Consider the following 14,727-nt stretch of genomic DNA (forward strand, 5'->3'; position numbering starts at 1 on the left):
CCTTCCACCCCGCCCACCGTACCCCGTGGTTACGTCGCCGCTCGTGTGTTGCTGGCACTCACATCAACGTCGAGGATGCGGCCGTCGATGGTGCCGATGAGTAGCCGGCCGGGTCGGGCGGAGGCGAGCGACGTGCCGACGGTCGGTGCGTCGCCGACGCGAAGGTCCTGACGCCACAACACGGTTCCGGTATCGGCGGAGACGGCCAGCAACTCGCCGGAGTTCAGCGCGACGTAGAGGACCGAGCCGCCGGCGTCGAGCTCGATGGCGGTGACCGGCCGCGCCAGTGGAAGTCGCCACAGCGCCGCCCCGTCGGAGAGGCGTCGGCGCACGAGGCAGGAATCGGGCCGAGAGGTGCTGTACACCAACGAATCGCCGACTTCGACGCCCGGGCCGGCGGACTGCGAATCGAGCGGAAAAAGGTGGCGCACGATGAGATCGTCGCCGACCGCAACGGCATCGATGTCGAGGTTGACACGAGGAGTGGGTAGTTCGCTGCGGAGGAAGTACAGGGCCGAGGCGTAGCGGATGGGGAAGGCATGGTGGAAGGGGGAGAAGCCCTTGAGGTCGACCCGGCCGATCTCGTCGCCGCGAGGGGAGAAGAACGCAGCAGGCTCGGCGACATGGTCGACGGATCGCAGTGCGAAGGAGCCGTCGGTACGTCCGACGACCGCACCGGGGAAGCCGGGGTCGAGCGCGGACAGGAGCTTCCCGTCGCGGAGGGAATAGCGGCCCACGTGGATGTCCGTTTCATACCAGGGCTTCCGGCCGGTGACGGTGGCGGCGACCAGAACGGATTCCTGATCGGGGGCGACGAAGAGCTGGCGGCCGCCGTCCTCGGCGACGGACCAGTCCACTTCCCCCGACGGCAGCCGACTTTCGAGGCGGACGCCGTCCATGGTGGCCACGATCCGACCGTCGCGAAGCTGCTCGACGGCCCGCACGGGACCGCGATGAGACCACGTGGGCGACAGGGCCTCGACGGCCGCGCGGGCCTGGTCGGCGGTGACGATGTCGCTGTCCCGCAACGGTCCGTCGAGCTCGGGCTCGGCGATCTCACCGTCGCGGACGGCGAGCCAGTCCTCCCGGACGACCATGGCGTCGAAACCGATCTTCATGGCGTCGTTGCCGTATTCGGCCTCGGAATGCGGGGCGAGCGCGAGGTCGAGCACCCGGCCGTGCCGCCAGGTCCGCCACTTGACGGCCCGCACCTCGCGGCTGTCGGCCAGCGCCGACACGACCTCGCCGGTGTCGAGGTGCAGGAGCAGCAGCTCGCCGTGGAAACTCCAGCCGCCGTCGTAGCTGCCGGTGCCGATGGCCAGCAGTGGTTGCCGCGGATGGAAGTCCAGGGACCGCACCGGCCACCGCGTGGTGAGCAGCGAACGAAAGCGGTGCGTGGCCTGGTCGTAGAGGCAGACGGCGTGCGGCAGCCAGTCCTGGCTCGCGGTGCCGGCCCCGGCCCAGTGCAGCCATCCCCGGTGCCCGCCGATCGCGATCAACCCGTGTTCCTCGCCGACGGCGACCGCCCGAGGCTCGCTGATCTCGGCGAACGGCTGGTCGCCGAGCACCTGCCGAACGGGGATCATCACCCGGTGGAGTGTAGTGCTCAAACCCCGCCGCAGTCGTATAGGTGTTTTCGGACTTCCCTGCAGTGATCGGCGGCCCAGTCGACGTTGGCCTCGGGCACGGTCTTCGCGGGCTTCTTGACGTCACCCTTGACGTACCGGAGCTGGCCGCTGTGGATCAAGCCCTGGAACTGCTCGGCGCTGGGGAAGGGGGTCTTGGCGCTGTACCCGCCCATCGGCAGCACACTGGCCCCGGCCTGCGAGATCAGCGTGGCGGCGGGACCGGCGCCGTCGACGGCAAGCACGTAGCGAGCGTTGACGCTGCCCTGACGGACGAAAGCGAGCAGCTCAAGGTCCTCTTTGGACAAAAGGTGCGGCTTACGCGGAGGAGCGCCGGCAGACGGATTGGCGGCATTGGCGCGGGCCACGGAAGAGTCGGTGGACAGGGTCCACGCGGCAGGGGTGATCAGCACGGCGACGAGCCCGATCGCGGCCCCGACTGCGACAACACGCGACGAGCGGGCGGCCAGCAGGGCGAGGACGGCGAACAACGCCAATACGGCCACGAGCCCGGTGACAGACTTGTGCGGCAACACAAGTGTCCAACCGGCGGTCACCAGCACGACGAACGGCAGCAGCCACCGGTACCGGGTCCGCTCCCGCCAGAACAGCACCAATCCCGCGCCGGTCAGGGCCGCGGCGGCCGGGGCGAGCACGACGACGTAGTAGGCGTGCTTGAACTGACCGAGACCGAAGGCGACGAAGTGCACGGCCAGCCACAGGCCCCACATGGCGAAACCGCTGCGCTCACGAGTCCACAGCAGACCGAGCACGACAGCGAGCAGGCAAATCGGATACATCCAGCCGACCTGCATGAACGTGTGCTCGGACAACAGGTTCTGCCAGCCGCCCGACCCGTGGAAGCGGCTGGTGGCGTTGTAGCCGAGCACCATGCCCAGCGGGTTGTTGTCGGTGGTCGCATCGATGTACGGCCGATCGACGGCCGGCGTGAGCAGCGCGATCACGACCCAGATCGACGACACCGCCAAGGTGACCACCCCGGCGGCGAGCAGGTGCCAGATCCGGCGGCGACGCGCGAACAGCAGATAGCAGACGGCGAAGACAGGCAGAACCAGCCACGCCTGCACCATCTTCACCTGGAACGCAAGCCCCACCCAGACCGCGCACGGCCACAGCGGCTTGTCGTCGAGGACGCTGCGCTGCCACGCCCCGGCGGCCAGCACCAGCAGCAACGTCAGCAACGTGTCGGAGATCTGGGACTTCGCCAGCGCGGCGGCGATGGGGGTCAACGCCATGACCAGCGCCGCGAGCAGCCCGGCGGCCGGGCCGAACCAGCGGGAGACCACCTTGTACAGCACCAGGATCGTGAGCACGGCCTCCAGCACCGACGGCAGCGCCACCGACCAGTCGTGGAAGCCGAAGGCCCGCACGGACAACGCCTGCAACCAGAACGCGCCGGGGATCTTGTCGATGCTGATGGACGCCTGCGGGTCGAAGCCGCCGAACACGAACGCCCGCCAGTTCATGGACATGCTGCGCACGGCGGAGGCGTAGTAGTTGTGCACGGGACGAACCGTGATGCCCCACGCGTAGATCGCCGCGGCGAGCAGCCCGATTCCCGCCAATGCACCCCTGATGAGCGCCGGTCCCGACGACGGCGAAGCCGGAACCGGCGGCACAGCGGTCGGAGTCCGTCCGAGCGGCATGGTGAAGCCCCCAGGGTTGCGGGCTGCCGGCGGAGGGCGGCGCGAAGTCCTTCGCGGAAGATGGTACCGGAGGAGTGCTCAGTGCGTCAGGTGCAACAGCAGCGGGTGCGCGGTGAAGAAGTTCCAGATCACCTGTGTTGCCTTGATCGTCTGGGTTGCCGAGCCCGGTCCGCTGTCGACGAGCTCGCCGGGCCAGGTGTGGCCGGCGCCGAGGATCCGGTAGTGGGTCACGTTCTCGTGCTGGGCGCAGCCGGTCCAGGCGAACTCGATGACGTCCGTGCCGATGTTCGTCTGCTCGGGCGTCGCGGTGCAGTGGTTGTGGTCGGCCTTGCCCTGGGCCCACACCATCAGCGGTGGGGTCGGCACACCGTGGCTGACATCGCCGTCGTAGGCGATGGTCGGGTCGGCGGTGCCGTGGAAGTCGACGATCGGCGCGGGCGGGCTGGTGTCGCAGCCGGTGGTGGTGCCGGGGTAGTACGCGCCGGCGATGGTGCCGAACGCCGCGATCCGCAGCGGCAGCTGGCACGCCAGCAGCGCGACGAAGCCGGCGCCGTTGGACTTGCCGGTGGCGAAGATCCGGTTCGGGTCCACGCACAGGGTGCCCTGGAGGTGGTCCAGCAGGTCGCTGACGAACTTCACGTCGTCGACGCCGACGGCCGCGTACGGCGCGCTCTCCCACGCCCGCTGGTCGGCCTCGCCCTTGGCGCCGACCGGATACACGGCGATGGCGTCCAGACTGTCGATGCCGGAGAAGGCCGCGATGTCGCTGCCGTCGCCCTTGCGGCCGTGGAAGGCCATCACGACCGGCATCGGGTGGAACGGCCGGTAGCTGGTCGGCACGTGGATCAGGTAGTCGCGCTGGATGCCGCCGGAGGTGATGGTCTCGTCGACGGTGGTGCCCAGGTTGTCGGGCGTCTGCGGGTTCAGGCAGCCGAAGGACAGGATCGGGTAGTCGTGCACGGGATTGTCGTCGGCGGAAGCAACCCCGGGTAAGGCCAGGCCGATCGCGGCGGCCGCCGCGACGGCGAGCAAACGTCTCATCACAGCACCTGCTTGAGGAAGGACCGGAGCCGGTCGGTGCGGGGGGAGTCGAAGAACTCCGTCGGGTGCGCGCTCTCCAGCAGCCGTCCCTGGTCGAGGAACACCACCTGCTGCGCGACCTCGCGCGCGAAGCGCATCTCGTGGGTGACGACGATCATCGTCATGCCGCGGCCCGCGAGGTCGCGCATCACGGCCAGGACCCCCTTGACCAGCTCGGGGTCCAGTGCGGAGGTGGCCTCGTCGAACAGCATCACCTCGGGATCCATCGCCAGCGCGCGGGCGATGGCCACGCGCTGCTGCTGCCCGCCGGACAGCTGCTCGGGCCGCCGGTCCTCCAGCCTCGCCAGCCCGACGGAGGCGAGGTGGGAGCGGGCGATCCGAACCGCCTCGTCCCGCGAGCGGCCCAGCACCTTCTGCTGGGCCAGCGTCACGTTGTGCAGCACGGTGTGGTGCGGGAACAGGTGGAAGTTCTGGAACACCATGCCCACCCGGGTGCGGATGCGGTCCACGTCCGCGCCCGGGTCGGTGATGGCCTCCTCGCCGATCAGGACCCGCCCGGCGCTGGGCACCTCCAGCAGGTTGGCGCAGCGCAGCAGCGTCGACTTGCCGGAGCCGGACGGGCCGACGACGCAGGTGGTCGCCCCGCCGGGCGCCGCCAGCACGATGTCGTGCAGCACCTGGTGGTCGCCGAAGCTCTTGTCGATGTGCTCGAAGCGCACCGTCGTGCCGGCGCGGGTCATGGTGGTCATGCGGCGGCCTCCACGGGCGGCAGGGCGACGGCCGGGCGGCCTTCCCGCATCCGCCGGTCCCACGCGTTCACCACGTAGGTCAGCGGCACGGTGATCACCAGGTACAGCAGGCCGGCGGCGACCAGCGGCGAGAGCGAGGCGTTGTTGCTGGAGCTGTCCTGGGCGATGGCGAACATCTCCCGCTGCCCGGTGGCCAGCCCCAGCAGGTACACCAGCGCCGTGCTCTTGATGACGAGGATGAACTGCCCGGTCAGCGCCGGCAGCACGCGCCGGAAGCCGATCGGGATCACGATCAGCCGCATCGTCCTGGCCCGGGACAGGCCCAGGCTCCGGGCCGCCTCGACGATGCCCTTCTCCACGCTCTGGAAGCCGGAGCGGAAGATCTCCGCCATGTACGCGCCCTCCATCAGCCCGATCGCCAGCGCCGCGTAGCCGTAGGTCCAGCTGCCGAACACGGTGATCCCGGCCAGCGGCAGGCCCTGTCCGATCAGGTAGATGGACAGGATGTGCGGCAGGCCGCGCAGCACGTCCACGTACCAGCGGCACGGCAGCCGCAGCAGCCGGTGCCGCGACATCAGCCCGCTGGCCAGCGCCACCCCGATGATCAGGCCGATCACGCTGGCCAACACCGTGAGCAGCAGGGTGTTGAGCAGGCCCTCCCGCAGCAGCGAGGGCAGCGTGCCGAAGATCAGCGGCAGGTCGAAGAAGGTGTCGAGAACGTGCTGGAGTCCGTCCATGGCGGCCGCCTCAGGATGTGGTCGCGCCGGGGCGCTGCTGCATGCCGGGGTAGGCGTTGATCATGTCCTGCGGGATCGGCACGCCCTTGGGGTTCCACTTGTCGAACAGCTTCGTGTACGTGCCGTCGTCGATGACCGACTTCAGCGCGTCGTCGAGGGCCTTCTTCAGCTCGGGCCGGTCCTTGGCCACCGGGAACGCGGTCTCGCCGCTGGTGATCGACGGCGACGCGAAGTAGTCCGGGTGCTTGGACACCAGGTCCAGGGCCGTGGCGTCGCCGGTGAACAGCCCGTCGACCTGGCCGGCGGTCAGCGCGTTGGCGCTGGCCGCGATGTTCGGGAACTCCTTGACGGTGACCGTCGGCACCTTGGCCTTGAGCAGCGGAATGAGCTCGCTGCCGCGGGTGACGGCGATGGTCCTGCCGGCGGAGGCGTCCACAGTGGACAGCTGGGCGGCCTTGCGGCTGACCATCTTCGCCTCGCCGTAGGACACCGGGGTGGTGAAGTCGGTGACCTGCTTGCGGGCGTCGGTGGCCAACGTGCCGAACGCGGCGCAGTCGTACTTGTGGTTGCGGACGTTGGGCAGCATGGACGCGAAGTCGGTGGACGTGTACTGCGGCGTCAGCTTCATCTTCGCGGCCATCGCCTGCGTCAGCTCGATCTGAAAGCCGGCCGGCTTGCCGTTGTCGATGAAGGACACCGGCTTGTCGTCGGAGCGGAAGGCGAACGAGATGGCGCCGGGCTTGATCAGGCCGAGCGAGTTGGGGTCGGAGCCGGCGTCGGCGCCCCCGCACGCGGCCAGGGACATCCCGGCGGCGAGTGCGAGCGCGGCCACTCCGATACGGCGCCGGGTCGGGGCGGCGGTCATGAGGTCTCCAGTGCGATACGGGCGGGTGGCGGGGCCGGGAGGCGGTCCGGCAGGCCGATCAGGCCGGTCAGGAAGCCGCAGATGCGGTCGACGACGGTGTCGATCAGCAGCGCGCCCAGTTCGGGGGTGGCCAGGCGCGGGTTGCCGAGGTTGCCGGTCGGGCTGAGCACGTCGTAGGCCTGGGGGAAGTGGAAACCCGGGTGCGAGCGGCCGAGCCGGCCGGCCGGGTCGAGGTCGTCCAGCGTGGCGCTGCCGCGGGTGAGTCGTTCGGACAGCACGAGGTCGGGGTCCACGTACATCGCCTGCGACGTCTCGATCTCGCAGGAGTGCCCGCGGACAGGGCTGTCGGCGTGCTGCTTGACCAGGTCCGACACCACCGGCGTGACCCCGCTCCAGGCGAGGTGCGTGTCGGTGAGCTCGGCCCGCAGCCGGGACACCACGGTGTCCACCGCCGAGTTGTTGCCGCCGTGGCCGGTCAGCACGAAGATGCGGCGCCAGCCGTGCCGGTGCAGGCTGGTCACGACGTCCGCGACCACGCGCTGGAGCGTGTCCGCGGACAGCGTGAGCGTGCCGGGGAAGCCCATGTGGTGCTCGGACATGCCGACCGGGATCGCCGGTGCGACGACGACCTGCGGGGACATCCGGCGGGCGACCATGTCGGCGACGGCCTCGGCGCGGGTGGTGTCGGTGCGCTGGGCCATGCCGAGGCCGTGCTGCTCGGTGGCGCCCAGCGGCACGATGGCGACCGGCGCGTGCGGGCGGAGCTCGTCGATCTCCGGCCAGGTCAGGTCGGCGAGCCGGTGGGTGCGAGGGGTGAAGGTCATTCGTGGCCGCCCAGGTTGGTGGTGATGGTGGTGCGCAGGTCCCGCAGGTGCTGCTCGGTGAGCAGGCGGGCCTGCTCGGCGTCGCCGGCCTCGACGGCGAGGAAGATCGCCACGTGCTGGTCGTAGTCGCGGGTGTGGTTCTCGATCTGTGCCCGCAACGCCCGCTGCTCCCGGCTGCGCGCCGCGAGCAGCGAGTCGACCACCTCGAACAGCACCTGGTTGCCGGAGGCGGCGGCGAGTTCGCGGTGGAAGTTGAGCTTGGGCCGGTTGTCGTCGGCGGCGCGCTTGGCCGTGTCGACCGCGCGGGCCAGCCGCTCCAGGTCGTCGACGGTGCGGTTGGCGGCGGCGAGGGCGGCGATGCCCGGCTCGATGGTGAGCCTGGCCTCGACGAGCTGGATGATGTGCTCGTCCTTGAGCGGCGTGGAGTTCGGGTTGGGCATCAGCTTGCGGTGGATGCCCTCGCCGACGTAGATGCCCGAGCCGTGCCGCATCCGCACCGCGTCGGTGGTCTGCAGGCGTCTCAATGCTTCGCGGATGGTGGGCGTGGTGACGGAGAACCGCTGCGCCAGCTCGCGCACGGTGGGCAGGCTGTCGCCCGGGCCCAACGCGCCCTCGCTGATCAGGTCCAGCAGGCCGTCGACCAGTCGGTCGGACAGCCCGCCGGCCTGCGGCGCCTCTGTCATGTGGGGCTCCCCTCGGCGGCGGTGGCGAAAATTGACTAAATCACTTGCTCAATTGGTCGTCAAGGGGGCGACTACGGTGGCGGCATGCGCTACGCGACGGTGGGGGAGGCCGGGCCGCTGGTCCCGGCGGTGATCCTGGGCTGCGGCAACTTCGGCGGCATCGGCTCGCCCAAGGAGTTCCTGGGCAAGGGCGACAACCGGGAGACGGCGTTCGAGGTCATGGACGCGGCCCGGGAGAGCGGCGTCTCGATGTTCGACACCGCCGACGCGTACGCCGGCGGGCTGTCCGAGCAGTGGATCGGGGAGTGGCTGGCCAGCCGTAACGCCCGCGACGACGTGCAGATCACCACCAAGGTCGGCGGGCCGGCCGACGGCGGGAGAGGGCTTTCCCGGGACCACATCCGCCGCCAGATCGCCCACAGCCTGAAGCGGCTGGGCGTGGAGCGGGTGGCCCTGTACATCACCCACACCACCGACGACTCGGTGCCGATCGAGGAGACCGTCGGGGCGTTCGAGGAGCTCGTCGCCGAGGGCAAGATCGGCGCGTACGGGATGAGCAACTTCGACGCCCCGGGACTGGCCGCGGCGCTGGCCGTCGGCCGGCCGGTGAACGTCCAGAACGGATACAACCTGTTCGACCGGCGCTGGGCCTCGGACATGCTGGCGCTGGCCTCTTCGGAACGGGTCGGATTCACGGCGTACAGCCCGCTCGCCGGCGGCCTGCTGACCGGCAAGCACCGCGGCGGCGAGCCGCCCGCGCCCGGCTCGCGGATGGCGTTGCGGCCGCCCGAGTTGACGGATCTGACCATCGAGCGGGCGTTCGAGGTGCTGCCGCGGCTGATCGAGCTGGCCGACGCGCACGGTGTCTCGCTGACGACGCTGGCTCTGGCCTGGGTACTGACAGATCCGGGCGTGACGGCGGCGGTGGTCGGGCCGCGGTCGGCGGAGCACCTCAAGCCGATGCTGGCCGCGGTGGACCTGGAGCTGACGACGGCGCAGCGGGCGGAGCTGACGGCGGTCGTCGACGGCTGACGAACACTCGCCAGGCGTGGAAAACCCGCCGGTCACCGTCACGGAATCCACCGCACCCGTGCGGCGCGCGCCGGTAGGCTCCGCGACATGGGTGATTTCCACGCGATTCCCACCACCACGCTGGCCGACCTGCTCGGCAAGAAGCAGGTCATGGACTTCGGCATCCGCCGGCTGTGGCCGTCCGAGCGGGTCGCCGGGCCGGCGTTCACGGTCCAGTGCCCGCCCGGCGACAACCTCATGCTGCACGCCGCCATCTACCGCGCCGAGCCCGGCGCGGTGATCGTGGTCGAGTCCGGCGACACCGATTTCGCCCTTGCCGGCGGCAATGTCTGCGCGGTCGCCCACCGGCGCGGGGTCGAGGCGTTCGTCCTGGACGGCGTGATCCGGGACATCGGCGAGATCCGCGACCTGCCGTTCCCGGTGCTGGCCCGGGGAGTCGTGCCGATTCCCGGTGTGAAGAAGGCTGTGCGGCCGCACAACGTTCCCGTCACCTGCGGCGGCGTGACCGTCCACCCGGGAGACATCGTCGTCGGCGACGAGGACGGCGTTGTGGTCGTCCCCGCCGCCGACGCGGACGAGATCTTCGCGAAGGCGCAGCAGGTTCTGGCGCTCGAGGCGGAGCAGACCCTGGACCAGTGGGAGGCCAAGCACCGCGCGAAGGTCGAGGCGCTGCTGGCCGGGGACTGATCAGCCACCGGGCCCGACCAGCCCGTGGATCGAGTACCGCTCCATGGACAGGTACGGGAACAGCGCCTTCGAGTACGAGCTGGCCCCGAAGTAGCCCTGGAGCTGGTCGTGGTCGACGGCGTTGTCGATGGCCATCAGGATGATGGTCTGGCTGATGGCCATGAACCGCGGCGCCAGGTCGCCCTTGCGCGCCACCACACCGTCCAGCATCCCGTACTGGTTGTAGACCATCGGGAACGACGAGATGAACTGCTTGATGTTGGCGAACGCGAGCTCCGGGATGACCGGCAGCGCCAGGAACGCCGCCGACGGCGTGGTCACGTCGTCGGGCACCTCGCCCTGGTTGATGGCCAGCGCGGTGGCGCCGTAGTTGGTGTAGCGCTGCTTGCCGGTCGGCGAGGTGGCCGCCGACCAGCCCCACACCGGCGTCTTCGCGCGGAACTGCGCGTACGCGCCCTGCGTCAGCGCGGAGTTCCGGTTGTTCAGGCCCAGACTCTCCGGCGCCAGCGTCTGCTCCGGCACCACCATCGCCGGGGCCAGCGCCTGGTACATGCTGCCGTTGAACGTCGGCACGAACTTGATCCGGTCGAAGGAGTAGTGCCCCTCGAAGATGGTGTACGGCTTGCCGTCCTGGGGATCGGTGTACGTCCGGTTCATGCCCTCGGGCACCTGGCGCTGCCGGTGGTCGGCCGGCGGCGTGCGGGCCAGGCCCCACCACAGCGCGCCCGGCACCTTGCCGCTGCCGATCGCGATGTAGTCGGCGATGCGGGGGCCGGAGTAGAGATTGTCGTAGGTGGCGTCGGAGTACGTCCGGCCGACCTGGTAGCCGTTGTACAGCACGTTGGACTTCTTGTTGTAGAGGAAGTCCCACTGCATGGCGTCCAGCAGCGCGTGGAAGTCCCCCGACAGCGCGGGGAACGCCTGCGCGGCGGTCAGCATGCCCTGCGCCAGCCAGCCGTTGTCCACAGTGGACACGTAACCGTTCTTGACCGGGCGGCCCTGCGGGGTCTGGATCGCCTGCCCGGTGGTCGTGCTGTACCAGCGGAACAGGAAACCGTTGTACTTGGCCAGCTTCCGGATCTCGGCCAGCACCCCCACCGCCTCGGCCTGGGCCTGCTCGGGGGTGGTCAGGCCGAGGTCCTTGGCCGCCACGATCGCCGACAGGTAGTTCCCGATCAGCGTGGGATTGGTGTACTGCTGGGCCGGCGTCGCCGGCGCGAGCTCGACCTCGGTGCTCGGGTCGCCGGCGAGCATGACGCTGGCCAGCGGCAGTTTGGTCGCCGGATCCACGCCGGGGCCGGACAGCAGCCGCCAGGTGCGGGCGGCGACCTCCCGGAGGAAGGAGATCTGGTCGGCGGTCAGGTGCGGGGTCGGGTCGACGATGACGGTGTCGTCCGCGGCCGCCGTGGACCACGGGTCGGCCGCCTTCGCCGACGTCGTCGTGGCGCAGGCCGTGAGCAGGACGGCGGTGGCCACGACCACACGATGCAGTCGCTTCACGCTTCTCCGTTCGAGTAAGCAGGGGGGACGAGGTACCGGGGAGCGAGCACCGGCCAGGTCATGTCGGCGTCGGAGACGACGCGGCGGGCGCGCCGCCAGACCGGCCGGACCGGTCTGGTTCTCAGCAGCAGCAGGCCCTCCACGTTGGCCAGCCTCTTGACCATCACGAAGCCGAGGAACAACGGCCACCACAGCAGGGACTTCCACATCCGCCGGTAGCACAGCGCGCAGACCGTCACCAGCAGCATCGGCAGCTTGGCCAGCACGAAGAACGCCAGCAGGTGCACCAGGTTCTGCCGCAGGCCCGGCTGGAACACCGCGCCCTGGATGGCGAACAGGTACGCGGCGAACTGCATCGGCTGCACCAACCGCCTGGCGCCCTTGAAGAACTCGGCGAACCAGAACCGCGGGCCGGCCGAGCCGGCGGCGAACGGCACGAACCGGGCGAAGTTGTAGATCGAGCCCTGGCTCCACCGGCGCCGCTGCAATCGCAGCTGCGCCAGGGATTCCGGCACGTCCTCGTACGCCCAGACGCGCCGGTCGTAGACCGCGCGGTAGCCGATCCGGGCCAGGCCGCAGGTGAAGTCGATGTCCTCGCCGAGCATGCCCTCCGGCCAGCCGCCGATCTCCAGCGCCGCCTCGCGCCGCACCGCCGTGTAGTTGCCCGGCACACACGGCTGCATGTCGACCACCGCGTACGCCAGGCGGGGCAGGCCGAAACCCGCCGCCAGCTCCAGCGACCGCATCCGGTCGACCCAGGTGTGGAACGGGAACTTCGGCAGCATGAACGCCCCGACCAGGCCGATCCGCGGATCCGACTGGAACCAGGGGATGCTGTGGCGCAGGACGTTCGGGTGCAGCTCGCAGTCGGTGTCGTGGCGCACCACGTAGTCCGCGGTGCACCGGGTCAGAGCCAGGTTGAGGGCGGTCGCCTTGCCGGTGTGGGAACCGGCGATCACCGTGCCCTGTAGGGCGGTCGCACGCGCCATCGCCTCCTCGGCCAGTTGTCGGGTGTTGTCGGTGGAGCCGTCGTCGCACAGGATCAGGTGCACCGGGCCGCCATAGGCGACGGCGGCGCGGTCCACGCTCTGCACCCAGTTGACGATGTTGGTCTCCTCGTTGAACGCCGGCCCGATCACGTCGACCGGCGGCGGATTCGGCCCGGGCTCGGGCAGTCGCCGCCGGCCGACCACGCGCAGGAGCGTGAGCAGCACGTAGAGGCCGAACTTGAGGTAGACGGGGATGGCCAGCAGCAGGAACGTGTACGCCACCGGGTCGTCGCCGATCAGGCTCACCACGTACGCGGCGCCGGCGGCGACGAACGCCGACACCGCCGCCAGCGAGACGATGGTGATCACGGTGTCGAGGGCGTCACCCTTGCGCCGGATCGGCACCTGCGTGGGCCGGGGGAGCAGGTACGTGGTCAGCGCCAGCCGCATCGCCATCACGTACGCGACGAAGTAGTGCATCAGGATGCTGATCAGCGGGAAGGGCCCCAGCGGCAACCGGAACTCGATGCCGATCACCGCCAGCGCGGTGTCGGCGGTGACCGCCGCGAAGATCGCCAGCGGGGCGTGCAGCAGGATCAGCAGACGCCGCAACGGGGTCGCGTGCACGCACAGCGCCAGCGCCGCCGTGAAGGCCAGGAAGCTGATCGGGATCACCGGCCGCAGGTGCGACACGTAGTCGGCGACCACGGCCGGCATCGGCACCACCGACGTCACCGCGCGGCCGATCACCCATCTGTACGAAGTGGACAGATCCGGCGAGCGCAGGCCGTTCAGCGTGGCGCTGCCGCCCAGGGTGATCAGCACGAACGCGGCGACCCGGCGCAGCGACGGCGGGTGCGGCTTGGGCAGCCGCACCACATTGCCGACGCCGCGGTCGGAGTCGTCGAACCGGCGCCGCAGCGCGTGCACGACCAGCACCGCGATCAGCCCGATGTTGAGCGCCAGCAGGAGCAGCCCGGTCCATCTGATCATGGAAAGACCACGCTGAGGCTCATGCCGGAGGTGGTGCCGTCGGGCCAGCGCGGCACGCTCGTCCGCACCGCGTACTCGACCCCGCCGGACTGGTCGATCGGCATCGGGATGACCTGCTCCACGGTGCCGTCCACGGTCTGCCGCAACGCGTTGACGGTGACCCGGGCCTTGCTGCCGGGCTTGAGCCGGGGCATCGCCGACTCGGCCACCTGGGCGATCGCGTCGCTGGCTGTGCTGACGATGGTGATCAGCGGATGCTGGTTGGCGGCGCCGGTGTTCTGCGACCCGCCGCCGTCGGCCGGCGGGAACAGGCTGAACGCCGGGGCCTGCGCGGGCTGTACGGACTGGGGCCCGGCGAACCCGTGCACGCCGGTCGTGCCGTCGAGTTCGCCGGGCACGCCGCCGACATTGGCGATCACACCGTCGATCGGGGAGGTCAGCGTGAGCTGATCGAGGGTGTGTTTGGCCTGGTCGGCGGCGGTCTGCGCGGACGCCACCCCGGATTGGGCGGACGAGATGTCCGCCGGCGAGGCCGGGTCGCTGGCCGCCGCGCGCTGGTTCTGGGTCAGCGCCAGCGCGGACTGCGCCGACGTCACGGCGTTGGCCGCCGTGTCGCGTAGCTGCGTCGCCGACGCCTTGGTGTGCGTGAGGTTGGCATTGGCGTTGGCGATCGCCGTGCTGCCCTTCTGGACCTGGGACCGGAGGTTCAGACAGTACGTCTTGTCGGTGTCGGAATCCGGGCCGCACAACGAGGTCAGCTGGGCATTGTCGGTGTCGTAGTTGGCCTGTGCGTCCGTGACGGCCTGTTGTGCCTGCGCCACTTGGGTGTTCGCCTCGGAGGTGGCGTCGGCCGACGCCCGCTGGGCACCGGACAGCTGCGCATTAGCCTTGGCCACCTGGAGATCCAGGTTCTGCCGGGCCGCCTCGGTCAGCGCCGGCGTCTGGAGCGCCGCGACCTTGGCCTGCGCGGCGGCGAGCACTGCCTGCGCGTCGGCCAGCGTCGCCTTGGCCATGGCCTGGTCCTGCGTGGCCAGCGGCTGCCCCTTCTTGACGGTCTCGCCGGCCCGCACCATCACGTCCTGGATCCGCCCGGTCTGGGTGAAGTCCAGGTTCAGGGTCTGCTGCGGCTGTACGGCCCCGACGAAGCTGGACCGCGCTGAGACGTCCGCGTAGGTGAAGTAGGCCAGGACCCCGCCCCCGGACAGGATCGCCACCGCCACCAGAAGTTGACGTACCGACGAGTGCGGGAACTCCTTGTCGTGCCCGTTGAGGTTCGGGGTCAGATCGGCCGCCGCGTTCATGCCGCGGACCCGGGCCTGGCGCGCCATCGCTGCA

General features: G+C 70.2%; 13 protein-coding genes. 2 read left to right on the forward strand and 11 right to left on the reverse strand.

The window, feature by feature from the left end; all coding sequences use genetic code 11:
* Positions 1-29: 29 nt before the first annotated feature.
* The 8 genes from BCF44_RS43650 to BCF44_RS43685 form a co-directional block, all read right to left on the reverse strand.
* Positions 30-1,586 carry an outer membrane protein assembly factor BamB family protein gene (locus BCF44_RS43650; protein ID WP_246016175.1) on the reverse strand — a complete coding sequence of 519 codons (1,557 nt, stop codon included), beginning with the start codon at positions 1,584-1,586 and terminating at the stop codon, positions 30-32.
* Positions 1,587-1,606: 20 nt separating this feature from the next.
* Positions 1,607-3,211 carry an ArnT family glycosyltransferase gene (locus BCF44_RS43655; protein WP_170218069.1) on the reverse strand — a complete coding sequence of 535 codons (1,605 nt, stop codon included), beginning with the start codon at positions 3,209-3,211 and terminating at the stop codon, positions 1,607-1,609.
* Positions 3,212-3,370: 159 nt separating this feature from the next.
* Positions 3,371-4,333 (reverse strand): CE1 family esterase, encoded by a 963-nt coding sequence (locus BCF44_RS43660; protein ID WP_116180413.1) that lies wholly within the window; start codon positions 4,331-4,333, stop codon positions 3,371-3,373.
* Positions 4,333-5,082, reverse strand: coding sequence for an amino acid ABC transporter ATP-binding protein (locus BCF44_RS43665; RefSeq protein WP_281283223.1), 750 nt, complete (start codon positions 5,080-5,082; stop codon positions 4,333-4,335). The genes BCF44_RS43660 and BCF44_RS43665 overlap by 1 nt, the downstream gene beginning before the upstream one ends.
* On the reverse strand, positions 5,079-5,819 hold the full coding sequence (locus BCF44_RS43670; RefSeq protein ID WP_116180414.1) for an amino acid ABC transporter permease: 741 nt from the start codon (positions 5,817-5,819) through the stop codon (positions 5,079-5,081). Before BCF44_RS43670 ends, BCF44_RS43665 begins: the two co-directional genes overlap by 4 nt.
* 10 nt (positions 5,820-5,829) lie before the next feature.
* Positions 5,830-6,684: an ABC transporter substrate-binding protein gene (locus BCF44_RS43675; RefSeq protein WP_116180415.1), complete on the reverse strand. Its 855-nt coding sequence runs from the start codon at positions 6,682-6,684 to the stop codon at positions 5,830-5,832.
* Positions 6,681-7,508, reverse strand: coding sequence for a creatininase family protein (locus tag BCF44_RS43680; protein ID WP_116180416.1), 828 nt, complete (start codon positions 7,506-7,508; stop codon positions 6,681-6,683). The genes BCF44_RS43675 and BCF44_RS43680 overlap by 4 nt, the downstream gene beginning before the upstream one ends.
* Entirely contained in the window at positions 7,505-8,191 is a 687-nt protein-coding gene (locus tag BCF44_RS43685) for a FadR/GntR family transcriptional regulator (protein WP_116180417.1), read from the reverse strand. Before BCF44_RS43685 ends, BCF44_RS43680 begins: the two co-directional genes overlap by 4 nt.
* A gap of 84 nt (positions 8,192-8,275) precedes the next feature.
* Here BCF44_RS43685 and BCF44_RS43690 point away from each other — a divergent pair, with 84 nt between their 5' ends.
* On the forward strand, positions 8,276-9,223 hold the full coding sequence (locus tag BCF44_RS43690; protein WP_116180418.1) for an aldo/keto reductase: 948 nt from the start codon (positions 8,276-8,278) through the stop codon (positions 9,221-9,223).
* 87 nt (positions 9,224-9,310) lie between these two features.
* Positions 9,311-9,910 (forward strand): RraA family protein, encoded by a 600-nt coding sequence (locus BCF44_RS43695; protein WP_116180419.1) that lies wholly within the window; start codon positions 9,311-9,313, stop codon positions 9,908-9,910.
* Here BCF44_RS43695 and BCF44_RS43700 read toward each other — a convergent pair whose 3' ends face one another.
* Genes BCF44_RS43700 through BCF44_RS43710 form a run of 3 tightly spaced genes read right to left on the reverse strand, consistent with a single transcriptional unit; the run spans position 9,911 to position 14,720 of the window.
* Entirely contained in the window at positions 9,911-11,386 is a 1,476-nt protein-coding gene (locus tag BCF44_RS43700; RefSeq protein WP_147328865.1) for a glucoamylase family protein, read from the reverse strand.
* A gap of 20 nt (positions 11,387-11,406) precedes the next feature.
* Positions 11,407-13,392, reverse strand: coding sequence for a glycosyltransferase family 2 protein (locus BCF44_RS43705; protein WP_116180421.1), 1,986 nt, complete (start codon positions 13,390-13,392; stop codon positions 11,407-11,409).
* Positions 13,389-14,720, reverse strand: a complete 1,332-nt coding sequence (locus BCF44_RS43710; protein ID WP_116180422.1) for an HlyD family secretion protein — start codon at positions 14,718-14,720, stop codon at positions 13,389-13,391. The genes BCF44_RS43705 and BCF44_RS43710 overlap by 4 nt, the downstream gene beginning before the upstream one ends.
* Positions 14,721-14,727: the final 7 nt, after the last annotated feature.

The sequence above is a fragment of the Kutzneria buriramensis genome, from assembly GCF_003387475.1.
Classification (GTDB): domain Bacteria; phylum Actinomycetota; class Actinomycetes; order Mycobacteriales; family Pseudonocardiaceae; genus Kutzneria; species Kutzneria buriramensis.